Raw genomic sequence first — 19,159 nt, 5'->3', positions numbered from 1 at the left:
GCACCGTACACCTTGATAGTAGCTTTATAGCTTTGAGTACCATTTTGTTTCAAGAGATCAAGCAACTCTTTGTCAGATTTGCCTTGGGTTCCGGCCAAGTCTACTTCGTAGAAGTAAAGGCCTTTGCCCAATTTCTCTACCGGTGGGAGAGCGGGATTTTTAGCTGTTCCGTTGTCTGACCATGGAGCCTTGTCGGATGCTTTCAAGATAAGACGAGTCAACATGCCGTCACCAGCGAAGAATTCGTATGGAATGACTTGGTTGACACCAGCTGTAAATGGACCTGGGAAATTGGCTTTGTCAAGGTAGCTAGCCGGAACATCTACTGTATCTTTGGTGTTGTCAGCCACGCCTTTTTGCACTTCAGCTGGGGTGGTCGCTGGTTGCGCTTCACTGGCTTCACGGTCTTGTCCAGAAACTGTAGACGCAGGACTTTCCACAGGTTTAACTGCATCTTCTGTTTGTTTCTTAGAGTCAGGTTGTGCTTGTACTTCTTCTTTTGGCGCTACTGCAGGCTCTTTAGCAGTTGCATCCGCTTTTTCTGAAGAGCTTGTAGTATCCAAGCTTGCTTTAGGTGCTGAGTCTGCTTGTTCTGAAGGAAGAGCTACATCGACTGCTTTTTTGAGAACCTCTGCTGGTAAGTCGCTTTTTTCACTCACCGAAGCAGCGTCTGGCACGACTTGGGCAGGAGTCGGATTGACGACATCAGCGCGTGCAGAACTTGGTTGACCAACTAGGACAAAGAAGCCACTAGCCACAACAACTGAAGCAACACCGACACTGAGACGGCGAATAGACCAACGAGTATATCTCTGATTTGGATTGAATTTCATAGGATTCTCCTTAGAGTTTTCTTTTTTTGATGACTCTAGTATAATCTCCTAAAATTAAAAAGGATTAAGAAAAAGTTAAAATTTTTCTTAAATCCCTCTTATAAAATACTTATATTGACTCGTTAATTATTTGGAAAGAGAGTACCCTTCCTCTCCTACTCACTCAGTTCAGCTAGGGTGTCCAGATGTTGGTTATTAATGACGGCCATGATGTAGGCATCTGCCTGCAAGAGGTCATTGGGTCCGAATTGGACATCCAGAGGAGCATTTTCGTAGGCACGAAAGCCAAGTACGTTGAGGTTGTATCGCCCACGCAAATCCAACTGACTGAGGCTTTTATCTACCCATGATTGGGGGATTTTCATCTCGACAATCGATACATTCTTGTCCAGCTGAAAGACGTCTACACTGTTATGAAAGAGGATGGTCTGTGCCAATGAGCGCCCCATTTCAAACTCTGGTGAGATGACTGCGTCCGCGCCAATTTTTTCTAACACCTTTTTAGCTGTATGACTTTTGACCTTGGCAATAACGGTCGGCACCCCTAGACTCTTGCAGTGCATGACCGCGAGAACACTGGATTCTAGATTTTCACCCGTTGCGACAACTACGGTATCACAGGTGTCAATCCCCGCTGATAGAAGGAGTTCTTCATCCGTGATATCTCCAACTACCCCACGCGCCAGCACAGGTTCAAATTGATTAATGCGTTCCTCGTGGTCATCAATAGCAATGATATTCATGTCATGCTTGGCTAGAGCAGCCAAAACACTGCTCCCAAAAATTCCCAAGCCTAAAATTCCAATTGTCCGATCTGACATCGTTCTTCCTTTCTTATCCAATAGTGATATCTGCTTTCATATAGTGAATCGTATCTTTCTTGTCTGGCTGGTATTCCGCTACACTGACCAGTAGTGTCAAGGGACCAATACGGCCGATAAACATCAACAACATAACGATACTGAGGGCTATCTTGCCTAGCTCTGGTGTTAAATTTGCCGTCACCCCAACTGTCGCAAGGGCTGAAATGGTCTCAAACATGAGGTAGATAAAGCGCGGATTTCCTTCTGCGGTTACCCCTAGCAGAATCAAGCCCAGCAAGAATGTTAGCAAGAAGATAATAAAGACACTGAAAGATTTTTGCACGGTTCGGGGTTCAATAGTCCTCCGAGCCACATTGGCATGAGGCAAGCCCAATAGTTCGCTACGAGCGAAGACCAACAAGACAAAGAAGGTCGTAATCTTGAGCCCCCCTGCTGTCCCTCCAGGCGCCCCTCCTAGAAACATCTGTAGGATATAGATGAACAAGGTAACTGGTCGAGCCTGGGTGTAGTCAATGGAAGCAAAACCTGCCGTTCTCATGCTGACGGTCTGAAAGAAACTAACCAGCAATTTCTCTGGAGCGCTGAGATTTCCAATCGTTCCAGGATTGTTCCACTCAATGAACAAAGTCGATACGGTTCCAAAGAGCAGAATTCCCGCCGTTAAAAAGAGAACCAACTTGGTATGGAAACGCAGACGGCGTTTTTTCTTTTTCCCAAACTGGGTCGCTAGGTCAAACCAGACCATAAATCCTAGCCCCCCCGTGATAATCAATCCTGCGATCACTAGATTGATCAAGGGATCCGTTTGAAAGGCTACCAAACTCGTACTTCCAAAATTATCAAATCCAGCATTGCAGAAAGCTGAAACAGCCAAAAAGATAGAGGTTAGAATCCCTCGCCCCCAGCCAAATTCAGGAATAAAGCGGAAACTCAAGAGAAAGGCACCGATCCCTTCCACCAAAAAAGTCGTCAGAAAGATTGAGCGGATGAAGTCCTTTAGAGACTGGGTTTCTCCATAACTGAAACTTTCTTGAATAGTCTCACGACCACGAAGGCTGAGCTTTTGCTTGCCTTGGATATAAAAGATTCCGATAAAGGTCATGAGCCCCAAACCACCAATCTGGATCAAAATCATACAGATCAACTGGCCCCAGATATTATAAGTCGAAGCCACTGGCAGAGTGAAAAGCCCTGTCACACAGACCATGGACACGGTCGTAAAGAGATGGTCAAAGTAGGTCGCTTGTGACGTTTCTGCTTGCACAAAGGGGAGACTTAAAAGGAGAGAACCCAAGAAGATTACTAGGGCAAAACTTAAAAAGATGCGACGGGCTGGCGACAAGCGTCCCAGTATCGTCTTGATTTTTTCCAAAAAAGATTTGAATAACATAACTACATTCTACCATAAAAACAGTCAGAACACTCACATGTGGTGCACAATGGCAAGACAGAGTTCGAGTGCCTTATCAAAAGCTTCTGAGCCCCAGTCACGACTGTCGTAGTTGTCCAGATCCGCTAAGGAATCTGCAGTAAAGAGCAATTCTCCCCAGACAACACCACGTAGCTGAGCCACTGCCGCAAGAGCCGAGCACTCCATTTCCACAACAGCGCAGCCTTCTTCCTTGCGATAGGCAACCTTTTCAGCCGTCTCTCGGTAAAAACCATCTGTCGTCCAGGTCATAACTTCCTCATAAGGAATGCCTCTTTGCTCCAAAACTTGCTCAATGGCAGAGACAGCCTCAATCTGCATCTCCATATAACGAGAAGGCGCTACATAATGGTAGCTGGTCCCCTCATCTCGCAGAGCGCGAACAGGGACGAGAAAGGCATTTTCCTCTATATCGGCTAGGACGCCACAGGTTCCAGTGGAAATGATTTGCTCCACACCATAGCCAATCAACCAATCCATAAACTGGGCCGCTGGGGCAGAGCCCACGGGCGCCTGGGCTAGACAGATCTCCTCGTCCTTGTAGTTGATGACATATACTGGATAGGTTTTGGTGGCAGAAACGAACTCACCAACACAGTCCGCCCCTACTTCCTGAGCATAGCGGTCAATCTCCTCCTCCAAAAATGCATAGATACACTTCTTTGGCAACTTCAAGTCTAACCCCTCATGTGTTGGCATAAGGACCGCTTGGGGGTTATCATCAAACTCTAAAATGGGAATCGCATGCTTCTGAATCATCGCCCACCTCCTCTAATTTTGTACTATTGTATCAAAAACTGACGGAGTGTCAAGGAGTTGTCTTTAGCAAGCCAGAAATCTCCTCTTCCATACACCTGAGAAATCGTTGCACCGCTGGAGAAGTCGGTTTCTGTTTTAGTAAAGTGATTGAGGACTATCACCAAAATACCAAATTCAACAATAAAAAAGCACAAATCTGCATCAGGTAATGTATACCCTTTTATATTATCTTGTACAAGAAGCCAAACCAATAGAATCTAGCCTCCATTTTGTCTAGGCCTACTCTATTTCCACAAACCACCTAAAATCTGTTTTTCTAATAAGTCTAGGTCTTCTTCCTTTATTTCTCCGTTGTCACTAACGATATAAAGCTGAGCGAAGTAAGCCAACAATGGACCAACACAAATACGAACCATTTGAGGAATCGTTAACTCTGGATTTACACGTGGATCTGCTAGCAATTCCTTATGAAGCACTCGAAGTTTATCTTGAATAGCACTCCAGATAAAAATCTGTTCATTTTTTAGTTTTTTATTTGAAAAACTCTCCTGCAGAATGATTTTCATCAAAGCACGATTTTTTTTGAGATAGCTCATACGATCATGGACGAGATAACGAACCCTCTCTTCTGTCGTTTCAAAAGCTAAGAGTTCCTCAAAAAAACTGCCGAAAATGCCTGGGACTACAGGATGTAAAATAGCCGTCAGTAAATCATCCTTCGTCTTAAAATACTTAAACAAAGTTGCTTGGCTTAGTCCAGCACGCTCAGCTATGTGAAGAGTTGAGGTCCCATGGTAACTCCTGGTTGATATGAGATCCACTGCTGCCTGCATGATTTTTTTCTTTCCTTGAGGGTAATTCGCTTCTTCTAAGTAATCTTCAAACGATTCAAAAACAGTCTTATCCATCTAATCTTCACACCTTTTTAGCATTATTTATGTTGATTTCTAAACTTTACGATAACGACGCAATCCAACAATATTAAGAATTGTTAAAATGATCAAGAAAACCATTAAAACACCAAGATTTGACAAAATATCACCAAGATTGTGCCCGTAAAGAATAATCTGGCTTATTGCATCACCAGAATAGGTTAATGGCAAAAATTTCCCCACAGTTGGAGCCCATTCTCCCATGGATGACAATGGAATAATTCCTGAGAAAAAAAGTTGGGGCATAATCACGAGAGGAATAAATTGCATCATTTGGAATTCTGATTTTGCTAGAGTAGACAAGAGAATTCCAAAAGCTAGTGCTACAAGAGCCAGTACCACATTAACTATTATAACATTTAAAATACTTCCTACAACTTCTACATCTAGTAGCCAAATTGCTGCTAAAACGACAACTGCCGTTTGAAAAATCGCAATAATACCGTAAGACAACATATAGCCATAGACGATTTCAGATCGTTTCACTGGTGTTGCTAACAAACGTTCTAGTGTTCCACTGGTGCGCTCTTTCAAAAGCGCCATACCTGAAATCAAAAAGACAAAGAAGAAAACTACAAAACCTATCAAAACCGGAATCATGCTGGTAAAGAAGCTTGTATTTTCATCTCCATACTGGTAAGACTCCTTGATTTCTGGTGTTTTTGCGTCCGAGTCCAATTGTGGAAGAGCTTGTTTAACACGAGATACTAACTGATCGGTGCCTTCACTGGCGATACTCGTTCGTAACACTTGTCGTGTCATAGTTGTTTTAGAAGCATCCGTATTTGCGTAGTCGACCTGGTACTCACCGTCTTTATAAGAAATCACAGCATCGACTTTTTCATTTGCTAGCGCTTCTTTGGCTTGATCTAAGTCTTGATAAGTCTCGACGTCCACATGATCGAGCTCATCCATTTTCGTTACCAAACCAGTTGGTAGATCCTGTGTTGCTAACTTGACATCCACGGTTGTACTAGCTGAAAACATGAGGTTCATCAACCACATGATAAAAACAGGTGCTATAAACATCAGAGCTAGAGTTCGTTTGTCGCGAAGTAATTCTTTGATGACTTTTTTTGCAATCGCTATTGTTCTCATTTTACTCACCTTCTGCTTTTAAAAATACTTCTTCAATACTTGAAACTTGATAACTTTCTTTTAAGTGTTGCGGTGTATCAAAAGCAATGATTTTTCCGCCTAATAATAAGCCGACCTTATCCGTCAACTCTGCTTCATCCATAACATGGGTAGTAACTAATATCCCAACCCCATTGTCTCTAAGCGCGAATAATTCTTTCCAGATTTTCTTTCGAAGAGAAGGGTCGATTCCAACTGTCGGTTCGTCCAAAATCAAGAGTTGAGGATTTCCTAAAAGCGCGATAGCCAGTGACAAACGCCGTTTCATTCCTCCAGAATAACCAGATACCGCCTTGTTTAAGTAGTCTGTCAGATCTACTACTTGAGCTATATAAGCAATTTCCGCCTTTAGGTCTTTTTTAGAAAGCCCCTTTAGCTGACCAAAAAATTCCAGATTTTCTTGGCCTGACAAGGACTCGTATAAAGCATCTGATTGGGCCATATAGCCAATATCTCCTAAAATATGGCGATTGGGCATAGTGTGATTTAACACTAAAGCTACGCCTCCATCAGCCTTTTCCATTCCTAACGTAGTCTTAATCATAGTTGATTTACCAGCACCAGACGGACCAATTAATCCTATAATTTCTCCTGGCTGCAATTCAAAGCTGACATGATTCAGAACTATTTGATGGTCAAAAGATTTTACTAAATCTTGTAAATGTAGTAATGTTTTCATTTACTTCCTCCTTGGTGAGTTAATACTCACTTTTTAAATCACCGAAGCTATTATAGTGAGTAATCACTCACTTGTCAAGAGAAAGGGTTAAATTCTTTAAAAAAATAAAACACCAGATTCGTATCTGATGTTTATAATGGATAGCTATTGCTTTTAGAGCTGTTTCTAAATCTCTTCACGATACTCCGAAATGGTCTTTCCTGTCCACTTTTTAAAGGCCTATTCTTCCTCTACTTTTCTCAGCCAATCCTACTACTGTCATCACAATAGCAACCTTGATAACCTTAGCTATGGAAATTCACTTTATCCGTTTTTATATGAAACAGACCAAGAAGTTCTCAACTCCGGATTGGTATTTATTCTAGAAAATCCTTCCTACATAAAACTCTCCCTTCTCTTTCGAGAAAGGAGATTCTTTTTTATCCTTGTCCGCCAGGGGCTGGACCGTCGCCTTGAGGGCCTCCATTTGGTCCACCGCCTCCAGGTATAGAATTGACGATTTCCGTTTGTTTTTCACCGTTGAGATAGATATCTCCACCTGTGTAGGTCGCTGTTCCATCAAAGTCAAAACCTGTTTGACCAGTCATTTTAATGGTCCCACCTGTGACCGTAATATTGCCGTTTGAGTCGATTGGGTCTGTGTCTCCTTGGCCGACTTCTACAGTCAGATTCCCGCCGTTCATAGTGAAGAAGATTTCATTCTGTTGGGCGTTTTTGTTAGCTGCGTTGACTCCATCATCTGTTGAGTAGATGCTAATATCCCCACCGTTGATAGTGATTGACTTACCTTCAAGTCCTTCTGTCGAATTCTTGACGGTGTAGGTACCACTATCGATGACGAGGTCTCCAGATGCGTGGATGCCATCATCTCCTGCTGTGACGGTGATGTTGTTGTTGGATAGGTACATGGTCCCAACTGAAGTATCCTCGTCATTGTCCACCTTGACCCCATCCTCTTTGGCATCGATGGTCATGGTCGTACCAGTGATGTTGAGTTCATCATTGACATTGAAGGCATCGCCAACTGCTGTGATGTTATAGGTTCCACCCGTGATGTGGAGGGTGTCGTTGGCCTTGATACCATTGTTCTTCTTGCCATCTACATTGAGAGTTCCTTTCCCGTTGATGGTCAAATCCACCTTAGAAAAGAGAGCTGCGTCTGCTTTTTCGTCACTGTTAGAGCTTGAGTCAGAGAGACTGTTGGTGGTTCCCTCTGCTAGAGTCAAGTAGACATGACCAGCTGATGTCGCAGATATCGCTGCATTGGTATTGGTCATGGTCGCGCCTTTTAGGACTAGATGAACATCTGCAGACTTATCTGCCTCGATCTTGATCTGCACTCCGTCAGACTGACCTGAAATCACATAGGTCCCAGATTTTGTGATGGTCACTGTTGATTCAGAGACTGTCACGCCATCCCCAAAGACGTTTGCTGATGAGCCAGATAACTCAATCTTAGAAGCTGTGCTTTCGTCATAAGAAGTATCATTGTCCTTCTCTGTAAAATAGGATGATTGGTTTGTCTTTGTTGCAGTTGTTGTGGCACTATTTGTCGTTGCATTGGTATTGGATGTAGTTGTTGACTGGGCACATGCTGCCATCAGCACTATTGCCGTTAAACTCGTTGCGAGTAGGGTCCATTTTTTTGATTTCATAGCTTTTTCCTCTCCTTCGTATGATATAGCTAGACAGTCTACAGAAGATTCCTGAAACAAAACTAAAACTTTTCTGAAAGTTTCCTTAAATTCAGTTTCGCTCAGTATTCTTTTGAAAGGGCTACTAGAAACAATTTGAGAGTACTAAAATGCATTTAATAGTTTTTAAAAGCAACATTCCCAAGTGCGATATCACTCTAACCCAAAAAGCCAAAAAGAAGAAAAATCTATAAGACTAAAGCTCATAAAAAGAACAGCCTCGGCTGTTCTTTTTAGTTTTCTTTTACTGGGATTTCCTTGATAACACGCGCAGGATTCCCAGCTAGGACGACATTGTCGCCAAAAGACTTGGTAATCACGGCCCCTGCTCCTACAACGACATTATTTCCCAGTGTTACTCCAGGAAGAACAATGACGCCACCTCCAGCCCAGAAATTATCTCCAATGGTGATGGGCTTGCCGTATTCGACCCCTGAATTGCGTTCATCCGGATCCAGTGGATGGAGTGGGGTTAAAAACTGACAGTTGGGGCCAAGCATGGCGTTGTTCCCGATGCGAATCGGACAAACATCCAGCATGGTCAAGTTCCAATTAGAATAAAAATTTTCCCCTAGATGGATATTGACTCCATAATCGACCACCAAGCGTGGATTGACATAGAGATTTTCCCCAGTTGAGCCAAACCAAGTCTTGATAATATCTGCTCCCTTCAAGGGATCTTCTTCCTTGTTAAAGGCAGCCTGTTTTTGGCGAGAAGCCTGCGCCAAGACCCGCAACTCTGGATCCGACGGACGGTAAGGCTCCCCTGCTATCATTTTCTGGTATTCGCTGGTCATCTTATCACCTCACACTTACTTTGGACTCATCATATCAAAAAGCCTTTGAAAGGTCAAGAATAGCCTGCTTTCTAGACTCTCAAAACCAATCCCCTCCAAGTCAAAACAACTTGCTTGACAAAAGATTGACTTCATGGTTTAATATACCCCATAAGGGTATATGTGGAGGTGCCTATGTTTCACTTATTATTTACAAAAATTGACAGTATTTCTACCAGCGAGTTAGAAGCTAAACTCAGAGAACCGATTCAGCTACTGGATGTTCGGACGCCTATGGAATTCCGTAGAGGCCATATCAAAAATGCAAAAAATGTTCCTTTAACGGAAATCGGTTCTTACACACCTGCGACAAAAGAAACACTCTATGTTATTTGTCATTCTGGTGTGCGAAGCAAACTAGCTGCGAAAAAGCTAAAGAAAAAAGGCTACGATGTCATCAATGTCCGAGGCGGTATGAGCGCTTGGACAGGCAAGGTCATCTAGAAGCATAAAATAATTGGCTACACAGCCTTGAACCTTATCGAAGGTCTGAGCGATAATATCCAATGGTGTCAGCTCAAAGACGATCTGACTAAGGGCCAAAAATCCCTAGATGTACGGATAAGTGGCGAATTTCAGGGGGGCGACCCAAGGTCGATACCATTCATATCCCCCTAAACAAACTATGGGAGAACTTGGATGAACCAGACAAGAACCAAACCTACATCCTTAACTGCCACAGTGTTTTGCGCAGCTAGATCACAGAGCGTATCCTCTAGTGGCAGGATTTACCGTCCAAAACCTTGATGGCGCTTATTCACAATATAAAATGGCTAATCCAGAAGGAGTCGAATATGGAAACGAGTATCAGCATGGCTGACTTTTATGAAAAATACCTAAATGAAAATCTAAATCTTATCGATGTACGTGAAGTGCATGAATTCCAAGCAGGACATGCACCAGGTGCTAAAAATCTGCCTTTAAGTACCTTGGAGCAAGGTTACAAAGAACTCAAACCTGACCAGGAATATCATGTCATCTGTCAAGGTGGAGTCCGTTCCGCATCTGCTTGTGAATTTCTAAGCGCCCAAGGCCTCACCGTTATCAATGTAGAAGGTGGTATGAATGCTTGGCCCGGTCAAGTAGAATAAGCAAAAAACCGATTAAGAAACTTAATCGGTTTTTTCATTTCTGCAACCCGCTGATATAGGGCTCGTAGCCCATCGCTTTTAAAAAAGAAGCACATTGACGGCATCTAAAAAGAGGTTGCTCGTTGGTATCGGGGGGACTCATCCGTTTGGCCGACATGATTTCTTTATCGAAATAGACTTAAATGCCTTTGTCTGCATTGTTTAGCAATAGCAAATTAGTTTATTTTCGTTTAATCAGGTATCGGATGGCCTTTTCTAGGCGTTCCTTTTGAGCCTCGGGGTCGTCTAGTGGTTGGTTGATACAGTCAGTGAGATTTTCAGTAATGATCATCTCAATCACGCGCTCAACGCTAGATTTCACTGCTGTCAACTGCGTAACAATATCTGCGCAGTCACGATCTTCTTCAATCATCTTTTGAATCCCACGCAACTGACCCTCTGAACGTTTCAGGCGTGTTATATACTTTGAGTTTGTCATTAATTTATCCTTGGTCACTTTTTCTTCATTATATCTCGAATAAGGGGCTTTGTCAAAATTCACTTCCTGTCTGTATTTGTAGGAGGCAACCTTTTCTCTGTATCAGAAAGAAAAGATTGATAAGCACGGAAATGGAAAAGAAACTCTGTCCTCCTTGAAGCTCGATGGGAAGTCACGTTTCCTTTCAACCAACTGACCTTTATGCGTATATCTTGGACAAATTGGACAAAAATGCTAGGATCACTATCCCATAGACTATAACTAGAGCCAGCCCAAATCCGATACCAAACCACTTGTAAAACTTGTCCATTCCGCTGTAACGTTCGACATAGGCCCTGGTCGGCTTGTCTGGATCATACCAGACCGTCAGTTCCGAATGAAGGGGGAAATGGGTCTGCATCAAGCGTTTGAAGGAAACAAAGGAGTTGCTGTAGCGAGTGATCGAAGGCGCTAGCATATCTTCTCTTGTATAGTCCTTTAAAAATTTAGTAGTCCCCCACGGAATTGTGATCGTTTTGAACATAAAATACTGCAAGGTTTTCTTATAAGCAATCCCATCCACCGTGTATTCGACGATAGGTGGATACCCCTCACGAAAACGGCTATAGCCGATAACCGTTCCCTGTACGGATGACTTGGCAAGACGGACCAACTTCTGATCTCGAAGATAGAGATAGAGAAAGGTCCCACACACAAATACAAAAGATAGGAAGATGACGATTGTCCCAACTATCAAACCAATTACTTCTTTATTCATATGAACTCCTCCTGTTATTTTATACAGTAAAATCTTAAAACTAACTCATCCAGAAAGGACATCGATGCCCTCGAGTCTACTCTTCGGATTTTTCTTTTGACTGTTTTTCTCTCAAATCTTTTACAGATTTCGATATGATATCTCTCACCTGTTCGTCAGTAAGTCCTGGAATCTGGTAATAAGGATTATTGGACTCGCTTTTTGACGGTTTTGTTCCTGAACTTTCGGTTTTAGAACTTTGTTCAGTCGAAGACGAGGATTTCGGCTCTGAGGAACTGGATTCTTTGGTCTTAGAGGAACTGGACGACTCAGACTCAGAAGACTTGGACGTTCCAGGCGTGTTAAAATCAAGCTTAGGCGGATTGTTTACTTGGACGTTCGGCTGTTTCACAGGTTTATAGAATAGCCCAAAAGACAACAACAAGGCCATCAAAATCCCAATACCAGCCAAGGTTCTTTTATTGGCTTCAGTCGAAGGAACCTTTACTCCCTTTGTACTGAGTATTTTCCATTCTGGATGCTCTTTTTCTATGGCTTTTTTCTGTCTCCTAAGAGGACCAAGTAGAAAATGATTAAAAGGCACAATCGTTACCATAGCCACCGTTATAAGCGGGACATAATTGGAATGACTTGATACCAGTAGAACATCGAGGATAGCGAGAAGAATGAAGAGGAAACGCCCCACAAACTTACGAACTTGATGCTCTTTTTTGATCTGCAAATATCTCTCTTGTGACATTATCATTCCCTCTTTTCTTTATTCTTTTGTGAGCTTTATTAAAAATTCGACTTACTCCTTCAACACCCCTACCTTAATATCTGTATAGACTTTCTCATCAGAGATTGTGGTAAAAAAGAAGGGAGGGGTCAACTCACAATGTCCCTGATAATAGATATAACCCGCCAAGAAGCTTATTCCCTCTTTCACTGACTCATCATCTGGTTCTAAAATTCTAGTTGAAACAGTATTTAAAACTTGAAACAGACTGTGATACAAAAAGTCTTTTGGCAAAGCATCTTCAATATACTCTTCTTCTACTGGGATAAACAGCTCCATCAACACATCTTGATTTTCTTCTAACTTGGAATTAATCGTATAAAAGAAAGGTCCTCGAAGCGTATATCCTGCTTTTCTTACTTCGTCTAAAAAAGCGTTATAAGTGTCTGGCATCTCTTCTGGAGATACTGTATAATACCTTGAGATAACATTTCTATATTGTATATCTTGGTATTCTCCCACGTTTTTAAATAGCATCTGAAATCTCCTTAATTGGGATATTAATTTCAACAAAGTGTTGCCCAAATATTGGCAATATCGCTAGAAAAACGGTATCTCCTTGCATTTCCAACCCCTCATCTTGAATATATTGCTTCATTTCTTCAATTTTTGGAAGGAAATGTTCATCAAATGGAGTTACATCAGAGACACACTGCTTAATAGTAAAATGTTCTAGATATTGAAATTCATCATTTCCTTCAATTGGGATGTTTGTCGGAATATAGACCTTAAACGAGGCTTCTCCTGGCTTTCCAAAAGTGCTCAAACATGTTTCAATCGTTGTCGGACCATTTTTATAGACCCCTGTTTCAAATAATAATTTTTCACAACCTTCAATCAAATCTAGAAAAAAATCCATGGGAACTTTTTTCTCTGTATAAGCAATATTGCTGATATCTATTCTAATTAATTTCATTTTATTTCTCCTCTATAAATAATGTTATTCGTGCTTTTCTTTCTCCAACCTGTGAATACTTGAGTATATCCGAGAATAAAGAACGAGTTCCATGAAATACTCATTCCTACTAATCCGATGATAATATAGATTCCAGATAACATAAACAATCGTGTTATGACTACTATTACCGCCGACATTACTGTTACAATAAGGGTTGGTAAGTGTAACAAATTCTTCTTATGCTCAGTATCTGGCATTTGTTTTACTTTTGGAACAATTGATATTTGATAAAAAAAGTTTATCACTTGAAAAGCAAAGCTCAATCCAATGAAAAGAAAGAATATCGATAAATACTGTTCCCCAAAGAATATAGAGCTCAAAAAAAGAAACTCAAAATGAAGAAAAAGAAACGAAGTCGTCGGAACTGATTGTAATAATTTTGAAGCGGAAAATTTTTGAAACAATAAAAATGCAAGCAGTACTATTACCATATGGACAATAGTAACATGAATCAAAAATATACTAAGATTATGCATTTGATTCTTAGTAAATATAGAAACAATCAGTACTACTGAAGTAAATAGAATTTCGAATAAAAATGCAAGATAGAAATTTAAATTTCTTACTGGTTTATAACCAGTCATCAGTATATTCAAAAATTCATAATATTTTTCCTTCATCTTATCCTCCTAGCATGAGCTGTACTACTAGCCACTCTAATTAATTTTATTTTATTGTGCCTCTATAAATAAAGTTATTCGTGCTTTTCTTTTTCCAACCGGTGAATACTCGTGCATACTCAAGCCAATAGAAGGGAAGGCAGGCTATGCTCCCTGCGACGAGGGAAGAAACTACATATATTCCTGACAACGTAAATAAACGTGCTATAACTACTACAATAGCGGAAATCAATAGGCAAATAACAGAAGGAAGAAATAAAAGATTCTTCCTATACTCACCCTGTGGTAATTTCTTAGCTTTAGGGACAATTAACAACTGGTAAACAAAGGTCAGTAACTGAAAAATAAGGCTTAGGCCAATTAAAATCGTGAAGACAGACCAATAGTTCTTCCCTAAAAATATAGATCCCCAGAAGAGAAACTCAACATGAGAAATCAAAATAGAACTGGCTGGAATCAATTGCAAGAATTTTGATTTGGAAAATTTTTGGAATAGCAAGAACATGGACAATAAAGCTACTGCATGATAAATAGTAATGTAAAAGATAATCATACTCACATCATGCATCTCACCTTTTATAAAAATAGATACTATAAATATTAGTAAAGTAAAAACAATCTCCATTGCAAAAGCCCTTATATAATCAAAACGCTTTATAGGACTAGTATCCACAACTGCCATATTTAAAAACTCAACATACTTTTCTTTCATCTTATCCTCCCACTTATTTCTCTTCCTTAAATATCACTTTCCCCTGTTCATATTTTCGCACAGCTAAGAACCAGCGGATAGGGTTGTTTTGGAATAAGAAAAGGTACAACAAGGCAGGAAAGAGACCTGCTAAAGGCGAGAAAAAGATTTGTATATCAAATGCCTCTTGCTTATTGAATGAGTCAATAGTGCCCGGAATTGCAGCAGCAAATATTACTATAGTAGTCATAAAAACTAGTAGCATGACAATCATAAAAGCCAACATTTTCGCAAACGTCGCTTTTTTCTCACTAAAATTTTCCCAGAACAAATTTGAATAAACTGCTTCTTTAAACTCTTTCTTTGTTGCTCCTTGGACTCGTTTCACTCCTTTATATAAGGCGACTTCCATCATCCATATAAATCCAAATAGGATAAAGGAAAGACAAAGAATAAAAATAGGAACCATCCCACTATTATAACGAAGGCCTGAGAAAATTGGTATTGCAACAAATCCTCCGAGTAAACCTAACAAAGAGAATATAGCAATTAAAGGAGCAATCCCCCTATTCGATCTCCTAGCCCCTTCTGTATTTAACAAGGCACTCTTATCTGCTACAAGAGCCTCTTTTGTTCGCGTATTATAGTAAACGGCCTTATCACCGCTCTGTCCAATAAAAATTATTTTTCTCATATAAAATCACCACAGTTTCCACCAATCACTATAATCAGAAACTTCAATTTTATCATAGGTTGTTGATAAAACATCACCAACCACTGGTAATGGTAATAGCGTCTCTCTCATGTTTCTAGTTCTTCTTCTCCCTAAATATCACTTTTCCCTGCTTGTATTTTCGTACGGCTAAGAGCCAGCGGATTGGGTTGTTTTGGAACAAGAGCAGTACGACACTAACTGGGACAATCGTTGCTCCGATTGGTACCATGAACATAGAGGGCTCAAACCATTCATGTTCATAGTAGGGAATGAAGGTTCCAGGTATGGCAAAGAACACAACAATAACAAAAACAAATAGAAGAACGAGGATAACAAATAGATACAAGATGATTTTATCGACTGTTGGTTCCTTATCCGGAGATTTTTTCCAAAATTTACTACTTTCAACCGCTTCTTTAAACTGCTCTTCACTTGCTGGGACAAGCGACTTAGCCCCACTGTAGAACAGTTTTTCAAATCCATAAACACTTCCGATAAAAACGAAAAGGATAGCGGCTAGATGGATAGGTGCCATCCACTCACTCAATCTAAAGGGTGCTATCAAGGAACGAATCCAAATACTGATGATAGCAACTAGCAAGAAAATAAAGAAGACAACCCAAGGCCACTTGGATTTCTTTGAACTGATGGCACCGTCGGTTTCTGACGAGGTGCTAGATTCTGTCGCTAAAGCCTCTCTCGTCTTTGTGTTATAGTAGACGGATTGCTGGCATCCTTGGCCTATATAAATGATTTTTCTCATCTTACATTTCTCCCTCTTTCCCTCGGCTACCGTCCTGTAATGTCTCCATCAGCTCCTTGAACAGTCGTTTGCGCGTTTTCATCCGAAAATCATAAACTATATATGTAAGAATACCAATCCCTAACATGTACATAATTAAAAATTGAAAATCAGAAACAGCCAGATAACGATAGGCTGAAAAAATCGTTATTAAAACAAAAATGTAGCCAACTACTGTCAACGCCCTAGATTTTCTCCTAAGGGTTTTGATGTTGGCTTTTGTCAGCCGAACTTTTCTAAATCTATCTGTCTTCATGTTACGTCGGGTAGATTTGGCAAGAAGAATTGTTCCGAAAATCAAAAACAGAGACATCAAGATAAAGAAAAGCAGATTGAAAGGTGAGGAGACATCTCCAAAGGTTTGGTTGAGCAACTTCGACAGCCGTTGCAAGGAAAAGACTGCAATAGGAGCTGCAATGGCTGAATAATTCATGCCTTGTTTTACTTCATAGAATACTTGATTCCTCAGATCATAATAAATAAAATAGTCCTCCAGAGGGCCCATACTGATTAAATTTTTTACACTTGTGTCCATCTTATTACCATTTCCTAAACTCAAAACAGAATCCTACTTTCTCTTAAAAGCATCGTGACAACGATTGCCAGCATTCTAGCCGATTTTGGGTGTTTGCCTTCCTAGAGAAAGAAAAGTTTATTAGTATTATAGCATGAACCCCCAGAAAAGGGAAAATATCCCCGGCAGATACCTTTGCTAGATCCAAGAAAGGTTTCGTCATTTCATAAAAAAGCAAACAAGTCCGCATTCTAAAAACAGAATGCGAGCTTGTCCGCCTTTTCCTATGTCTCTAAAATAAATAATGTGTTTTCCTCGTTTCATCGTGCCAAGCGAATGCGAGTCACAATCCCATCTGGGTCTACAAGATCCACCTCACTCGAATGTAGCCATTTGATCTGTGCCTCTAGCTCTTGTGCTTGCTGAACGATAGCTAAGAGTTCTTCCTTGCTTTCGACCTCAAGGACGTAGTAGGCCAAGCCTGACAAGCCTTGCTCACGCGGAGCCAACCCTTTTCCAGCCCATTCGTTGACAGCCAGGTGGTGATGGTACTGACCAGCCGCTATCCAACTAGCACTAGGAATGCTAAATTTATCTTCTAGTCCTAACACCTTTTGATAAAACTGGCTCGCCGCACGACTATCCTTCACAGATAGATGAATATGCCCCATTCTCGTCCCTTCAGCTAGGATAAAGGGATCCACCTTTTCTCCTAACTCATAGATGTCCTGTGCCGCAAGGGCTTCAGTCACACCGATAATGCGGCCGTCTTCTCGAATATCCCATGAAGATACTGGCTTATCACGGTAGAGTTCAATGCCATTTCCTTCCAAATCCTCTAGATAAATAGCCTCACTGTATCCATGATCTGCACCTCCGACCAGAGGAATCCGCAAGTCACTTAGGTGTTTCAAGACATCTGCCAAGGCTTTTCGTGTCGGCAACAAAATCGCCAAATGGTAGAGCCCATAATGCTCCCTTACTTCGCCAGCCTTTTCTGCCTGAATCAAGTGAACCAAGGCTTTTCGACCGAGTCCCAAAATCGCTTCTGTCTCTGTTTGGGATAAAATCTCCAAGCCAATAATCTGGTGATAAAAAGCCGTTTGACTCGTCAAGTCCTTGACATTTAAAACAGCCTCCGCTAGGTAAATGTGGCTTTGGTATGCATAAGTCATAGGGTGTCTCCTTTTTGTTGTAACTTTATAGATTACATCAATTATACACTATTAAGATAAAATGTCAACGAAGTCAACTCAAAAGAGCTGGAAACCAGCTCTTCTTTTTATTTAACAACAAGCTCGTAGCGAGTTTTGCTAGTAAAGGTTTGCCCTGCTTTGAGAATGACTTGGTCTTTGAGGTCACTGTGAATGGCATCTGGTAAAGCTTGCGCTTCAAGGGCAATCCCATTGTGCTGAATCATTGGCTGACCAGCTATGATGACACTCTCATCTACAAAGTTTGCTGAGTAGACCACAAAGCAAGGAGCCTCTGTCTTGAAAAGCAGGAAACGACCTGAGTGTTGGTCATAAAGGAAACCAGCATTGTCATGACCTGCAGGAAGAGCAAATGGGTGATCCAAACCAGATACCAGCTGGATTTGCTCATCGTCCTCTGCAAAAATATCCTTGAGCAAAGCACCATTGTAGATATGTTTCACCACATCACAATCAGCATCTGGAGTTTTTGCTGGCACACCGTCCGGAGCGATTGGGTAAATGCCCTCCGTATTTAATTGGAAGACATGGCGGTCAACTGTCTGCGTGAAATCACCAGACAAATTGAAGTAGCTGTGATTAGTTGGATTGACAAGCGTATCCTGATCTGTCGTCACCTTATAGCTGACTTCGTAGGCGCCAGTTTCTTCCAAGTGGTAGCTAATCCAAATCTTGAGATTACCAGGAAATCCTCCGGTCCCGTCTGTACGCTCGGTGTAGAGAGTCAAACCATGGTCGCTCACTTCGACCAATTCAAACAAGCTGGAATCCCAACCTGTTGAACCACTGTGGTTACAGTTGCTAGCATTGTTGACTTCAAGGTCATAGGTCTGACCATTGAGTTCAAATGTCGCTCCAGCAATACGGCCTGCTACAGGACCTACACTTGCTCCATGCTTGGGACTATTGCCTACATAGCTAGCAAAATCATCAAATCCTAAGATAACATTGGCAAAGTTTCCAGCCTTGTCAGGTGTGACATAGCGCAAGATGGTCGCACCATAGGTCATGATTTCTAGTTGATAGCCACTGTCAGTCTCAAAGCGATAGGCCAAGACATCCTTGCCCTCATGATTTCCAAATACACGCTCTGTGTATGCTTTCATTCTTCTCTCCTTTGATCCATTTCTCTCAAGTAAACAAACCATAGAGAGTGTATTTACCATCTATGGTTGTAGTTTTTATTTTCAAAATCCTTTGTCAGAAAACCTTAAGTATCTTCTTAACAAAAAGGGATTCTTCTATTCTTGTTTTTATGCTTCTACACGTTCTTTCCATGAAGTCGCTGTGGTTTGGAGAACTTTGTTGAGTTCATCAATGTTCTCAAAACCAGTTGTGCGTAGCCATTCACGAGCTGCTGCTTCACCGTCTTTGATGTAGGCTTCAACTGATCCAGCCCAAGTTGCACGGCCGCAAAG

The 19,159-nt window shown here is 41.3% G+C and carries 24 protein-coding genes and 3 pseudogenes; 4 read left to right on the top strand and 23 right to left on the bottom strand.

The window, feature by feature from the left end:
* The 8 genes from GMD1S_RS04605 to GMD1S_RS04570 form a co-directional block, all read right to left on the bottom strand.
* Window positions 1–833: SSURE domain-containing protein (locus GMD1S_RS04605; RefSeq protein WP_000671338.1), on the bottom strand; the 833-nt coding region annotated here is incomplete at its 3' end.
* Window positions 834–988: 155 nt separating this feature from the next.
* Window positions 989–1,654, bottom strand: a complete 666-nt coding sequence (locus GMD1S_RS04600) for a potassium channel family protein (RefSeq protein WP_001283881.1) — start codon at window positions 1,652–1,654, stop codon at window positions 989–991.
* A 13-nt stretch (window positions 1,655–1,667) separates the two neighbouring features.
* Complete coding sequence (locus tag GMD1S_RS04595; protein WP_000897922.1) at window positions 1,668–3,047, bottom strand: TrkH family potassium uptake protein; 1,380 nt, start codon at window positions 3,045–3,047, stop codon at window positions 1,668–1,670.
* Between the two features lie 33 nt (window positions 3,048–3,080).
* Complete coding sequence (locus GMD1S_RS04590; RefSeq protein ID WP_000615020.1) at window positions 3,081–3,845, bottom strand: nucleoside phosphorylase; 765 nt, start codon at window positions 3,843–3,845, stop codon at window positions 3,081–3,083.
* 23 nt (window positions 3,846–3,868) lie between these two features.
* Complete coding sequence (locus GMD1S_RS04585; RefSeq protein WP_000262211.1) at window positions 3,869–4,096, bottom strand: hypothetical protein; 228 nt, start codon at window positions 4,094–4,096, stop codon at window positions 3,869–3,871.
* A 33-nt stretch (window positions 4,097–4,129) separates the two neighbouring features.
* Window positions 4,130–4,753, bottom strand: coding sequence for a TetR/AcrR family transcriptional regulator (locus tag GMD1S_RS04580; RefSeq protein ID WP_000361926.1), 624 nt, complete (start codon window positions 4,751–4,753; stop codon window positions 4,130–4,132).
* A gap of 39 nt (window positions 4,754–4,792) precedes the next feature.
* Window positions 4,793–5,875, bottom strand: coding sequence for an ABC transporter permease (locus tag GMD1S_RS04575; protein WP_001259044.1), 1,083 nt, complete (start codon window positions 5,873–5,875; stop codon window positions 4,793–4,795).
* A gap of 1 nt (window position 5,876) precedes the next feature.
* Window positions 5,877–6,593, bottom strand: a complete 717-nt coding sequence (locus GMD1S_RS04570; protein WP_000854375.1) for an ABC transporter ATP-binding protein — start codon at window positions 6,591–6,593, stop codon at window positions 5,877–5,879.
* A gap of 221 nt (window positions 6,594–6,814) precedes the next feature.
* Between GMD1S_RS04570 and GMD1S_RS12705 the strand changes: the two are divergent.
* Window positions 6,815–6,958, top strand: a pseudogene (locus GMD1S_RS12705) (low temperature requirement protein A); the annotation flags it as partial.
* 54 nt (window positions 6,959–7,012) lie between these two features.
* Here the strand turns inward: GMD1S_RS12705 and GMD1S_RS04565 are convergent.
* Window positions 7,013–8,248 (bottom strand): carbohydrate-binding domain-containing protein, encoded by a 1,236-nt coding sequence (locus GMD1S_RS04565; protein WP_000837416.1) that lies wholly within the window; start codon window positions 8,246–8,248, stop codon window positions 7,013–7,015.
* Window positions 8,249–8,520: 272 nt separating this feature from the next.
* Window positions 8,521–9,084 (bottom strand): sugar O-acetyltransferase, encoded by a 564-nt coding sequence (locus tag GMD1S_RS04560; protein ID WP_000200257.1) that lies wholly within the window; start codon window positions 9,082–9,084, stop codon window positions 8,521–8,523.
* A 174-nt stretch (window positions 9,085–9,258) separates the two neighbouring features.
* Here GMD1S_RS04560 and GMD1S_RS04555 point away from each other — a divergent pair, with 174 nt between their 5' ends.
* From GMD1S_RS04555 to GMD1S_RS04550, 3 genes and pseudogenes are all read left to right on the top strand, one after another.
* Window positions 9,259–9,567 (top strand): rhodanese-like domain-containing protein, encoded by a 309-nt coding sequence (locus tag GMD1S_RS04555; RefSeq protein WP_000468871.1) that lies wholly within the window; start codon window positions 9,259–9,261, stop codon window positions 9,565–9,567.
* A 9-nt stretch (window positions 9,568–9,576) separates the two neighbouring features.
* Window positions 9,577–9,943, top strand: a pseudogene (locus GMD1S_RS12700) (rhodanese-like domain-containing protein); the annotation flags it as partial.
* A complete protein-coding gene (locus GMD1S_RS04550) occupies window positions 9,918–10,214 on the top strand; it encodes a rhodanese-like domain-containing protein (RefSeq protein ID WP_000450167.1) in 297 nt (98 codons plus the stop codon). The pseudogene GMD1S_RS12700 and the gene GMD1S_RS04550, both read left to right, overlap by 26 nt.
* A 220-nt stretch (window positions 10,215–10,434) precedes the next feature.
* On the opposite strand, the gene GMD1S_RS04545 is transcribed toward GMD1S_RS04550, so the two are convergent.
* The 13 genes and pseudogenes from GMD1S_RS04545 to GMD1S_RS11675 form a co-directional block, all read right to left on the bottom strand.
* Window positions 10,435–10,692: a metal-sensitive transcriptional regulator gene (locus GMD1S_RS04545; RefSeq protein ID WP_002880547.1), complete on the bottom strand. Its 258-nt coding sequence runs from the start codon at window positions 10,690–10,692 to the stop codon at window positions 10,435–10,437.
* Window positions 10,693–10,891: 199 nt separating this feature from the next.
* Complete coding sequence (locus GMD1S_RS04540) at window positions 10,892–11,449, bottom strand: DUF3592 domain-containing protein (RefSeq protein WP_001031652.1); 558 nt, start codon at window positions 11,447–11,449, stop codon at window positions 10,892–10,894.
* Window positions 11,450–11,525: 76 nt separating this feature from the next.
* Complete coding sequence (locus GMD1S_RS04535; protein WP_000076910.1) at window positions 11,526–12,188, bottom strand: hypothetical protein; 663 nt, start codon at window positions 12,186–12,188, stop codon at window positions 11,526–11,528.
* 51 nt (window positions 12,189–12,239) lie between these two features.
* Complete coding sequence (locus GMD1S_RS04530; RefSeq protein WP_000897912.1) at window positions 12,240–12,704, bottom strand: DUF5085 family protein; 465 nt, start codon at window positions 12,702–12,704, stop codon at window positions 12,240–12,242.
* Entirely contained in the window at window positions 12,694–13,143 is a 450-nt protein-coding gene (locus GMD1S_RS04525) for a hypothetical protein (protein WP_000767351.1), read from the bottom strand. The genes GMD1S_RS04530 and GMD1S_RS04525 overlap by 11 nt, the downstream gene beginning before the upstream one ends.
* The gene (locus tag GMD1S_RS04520) at window positions 13,140–13,805 is read right to left on the bottom strand and encodes a hypothetical protein (protein WP_000660947.1); all 666 of its coding nucleotides are present in this window, start codon (window positions 13,803–13,805) and stop codon (window positions 13,140–13,142) included. The genes GMD1S_RS04525 and GMD1S_RS04520 overlap by 4 nt, the downstream gene beginning before the upstream one ends.
* Window positions 13,806–13,851: 46 nt before the next feature.
* The gene (locus GMD1S_RS04515; protein ID WP_000660944.1) at window positions 13,852–14,517 is read right to left on the bottom strand and encodes a hypothetical protein; all 666 of its coding nucleotides are present in this window, start codon (window positions 14,515–14,517) and stop codon (window positions 13,852–13,854) included.
* Between the two features lie 13 nt (window positions 14,518–14,530).
* Window positions 14,531–15,190, bottom strand: coding sequence for a hypothetical protein (locus tag GMD1S_RS04510; protein WP_001226098.1), 660 nt, complete (start codon window positions 15,188–15,190; stop codon window positions 14,531–14,533).
* A gap of 115 nt (window positions 15,191–15,305) precedes the next feature.
* Window positions 15,306–15,974 (bottom strand): hypothetical protein, encoded by a 669-nt coding sequence (locus GMD1S_RS04505; protein WP_001226448.1) that lies wholly within the window; start codon window positions 15,972–15,974, stop codon window positions 15,306–15,308.
* Between the two features lies 1 nt (window position 15,975).
* Window positions 15,976–16,548: a hypothetical protein gene (locus GMD1S_RS04500; RefSeq protein WP_000381578.1), complete on the bottom strand. Its 573-nt coding sequence runs from the start codon at window positions 16,546–16,548 to the stop codon at window positions 15,976–15,978.
* 299 nt (window positions 16,549–16,847) lie between these two features.
* On the bottom strand, window positions 16,848–17,702 hold the full coding sequence (locus GMD1S_RS04495; RefSeq protein ID WP_000220444.1) for a VOC family protein: 855 nt from the start codon (window positions 17,700–17,702) through the stop codon (window positions 16,848–16,850).
* Window positions 17,703–17,809: 107 nt separating this feature from the next.
* On the bottom strand, window positions 17,810–18,847 hold the full coding sequence (locus tag GMD1S_RS04490) for an aldose epimerase family protein (RefSeq protein WP_000649405.1): 1,038 nt from the start codon (window positions 18,845–18,847) through the stop codon (window positions 17,810–17,812).
* 147 nt (window positions 18,848–18,994) lie between these two features.
* Window positions 18,995–19,159 (bottom strand): annotated as a pseudogene (locus GMD1S_RS11675) (tagatose-bisphosphate aldolase); the annotation flags it as partial.

The sequence above is a fragment of the Streptococcus sp. GMD1S genome (assembly GCF_000296875.1).
Lineage (GTDB): Bacteria > Bacillota > Bacilli > Lactobacillales > Streptococcaceae > Streptococcus.
The sequence above is the reverse complement of the archived record's forward strand: the minus strand, read 5'-3'. Positions and strand labels throughout refer to the sequence as shown.

Bases quoted from the DNA above. Each gene is read 5' to 3' on its own strand.
- GMD1S_RS04600 (WP_001283881.1), bottom strand. From the start codon at position 1,654: ATGTCAGATCGGACAATTGGAATTTTAGGCTTGGGAATTTTTGGGAGC.
- GMD1S_RS04595 (WP_000897922.1), bottom strand. From the start codon at position 3,047: ATGTTATTCAAATCTTTTTTGGAAAAAATCAAGACGATACTGGGACGC.
- GMD1S_RS04590 (WP_000615020.1), bottom strand. From the start codon at position 3,845: ATGATTCAGAAGCATGCGATTCCCATTTTAGAGTTTGATGATAACCCC.
- GMD1S_RS04580 (WP_000361926.1), bottom strand. From the start codon at position 4,753: ATGGATAAGACTGTTTTTGAATCGTTTGAAGATTACTTAGAAGAAGCG.
- GMD1S_RS04575 (WP_001259044.1), bottom strand. From the start codon at position 5,875: ATGAGAACAATAGCGATTGCAAAAAAAGTCATCAAAGAATTACTTCGC.
- GMD1S_RS04570 (WP_000854375.1), bottom strand. From the start codon at position 6,593: ATGAAAACATTACTACATTTACAAGATTTAGTAAAATCTTTTGACCAT.
- GMD1S_RS04565 (WP_000837416.1), bottom strand. From the start codon at position 8,248: ATGAAATCAAAAAAATGGACCCTACTCGCAACGAGTTTAACGGCAATA.
- GMD1S_RS04560 (WP_000200257.1), bottom strand. From the start codon at position 9,084: ATGACCAGCGAATACCAGAAAATGATAGCAGGGGAGCCTTACCGTCCG.
- GMD1S_RS04555 (WP_000468871.1), top strand. From the start codon at position 9,259: ATGTTTCACTTATTATTTACAAAAATTGACAGTATTTCTACCAGCGAG.
- GMD1S_RS04550 (WP_000450167.1), top strand. From the start codon at position 9,918: ATGGAAACGAGTATCAGCATGGCTGACTTTTATGAAAAATACCTAAAT.
- GMD1S_RS04545 (WP_002880547.1), bottom strand. From the start codon at position 10,692: ATGACAAACTCAAAGTATATAACACGCCTGAAACGTTCAGAGGGTCAG.
- GMD1S_RS04540 (WP_001031652.1), bottom strand. From the start codon at position 11,449: ATGAATAAAGAAGTAATTGGTTTGATAGTTGGGACAATCGTCATCTTC.
- GMD1S_RS04535 (WP_000076910.1), bottom strand. From the start codon at position 12,188: ATGTCACAAGAGAGATATTTGCAGATCAAAAAAGAGCATCAAGTTCGT.
- GMD1S_RS04530 (WP_000897912.1), bottom strand. From the start codon at position 12,704: ATGCTATTTAAAAACGTGGGAGAATACCAAGATATACAATATAGAAAT.
- GMD1S_RS04525 (WP_000767351.1), bottom strand. From the start codon at position 13,143: ATGAAATTAATTAGAATAGATATCAGCAATATTGCTTATACAGAGAAA.
- GMD1S_RS04520 (WP_000660947.1), bottom strand. From the start codon at position 13,805: ATGAAGGAAAAATATTATGAATTTTTGAATATACTGATGACTGGTTAT.
- GMD1S_RS04515 (WP_000660944.1), bottom strand. From the start codon at position 14,517: ATGAAAGAAAAGTATGTTGAGTTTTTAAATATGGCAGTTGTGGATACT.
- GMD1S_RS04510 (WP_001226098.1), bottom strand. From the start codon at position 15,190: ATGAGAAAAATAATTTTTATTGGACAGAGCGGTGATAAGGCCGTTTAC.
- GMD1S_RS04505 (WP_001226448.1), bottom strand. From the start codon at position 15,974: ATGAGAAAAATCATTTATATAGGCCAAGGATGCCAGCAATCCGTCTAC.
- GMD1S_RS04500 (WP_000381578.1), bottom strand. From the start codon at position 16,548: ATGGACACAAGTGTAAAAAATTTAATCAGTATGGGCCCTCTGGAGGAC.
- GMD1S_RS04495 (WP_000220444.1), bottom strand. From the start codon at position 17,702: ATGACTTATGCATACCAAAGCCACATTTACCTAGCGGAGGCTGTTTTA.
- GMD1S_RS04490 (WP_000649405.1), bottom strand. From the start codon at position 18,847: ATGAAAGCATACACAGAGCGTGTATTTGGAAATCATGAGGGCAAGGAT.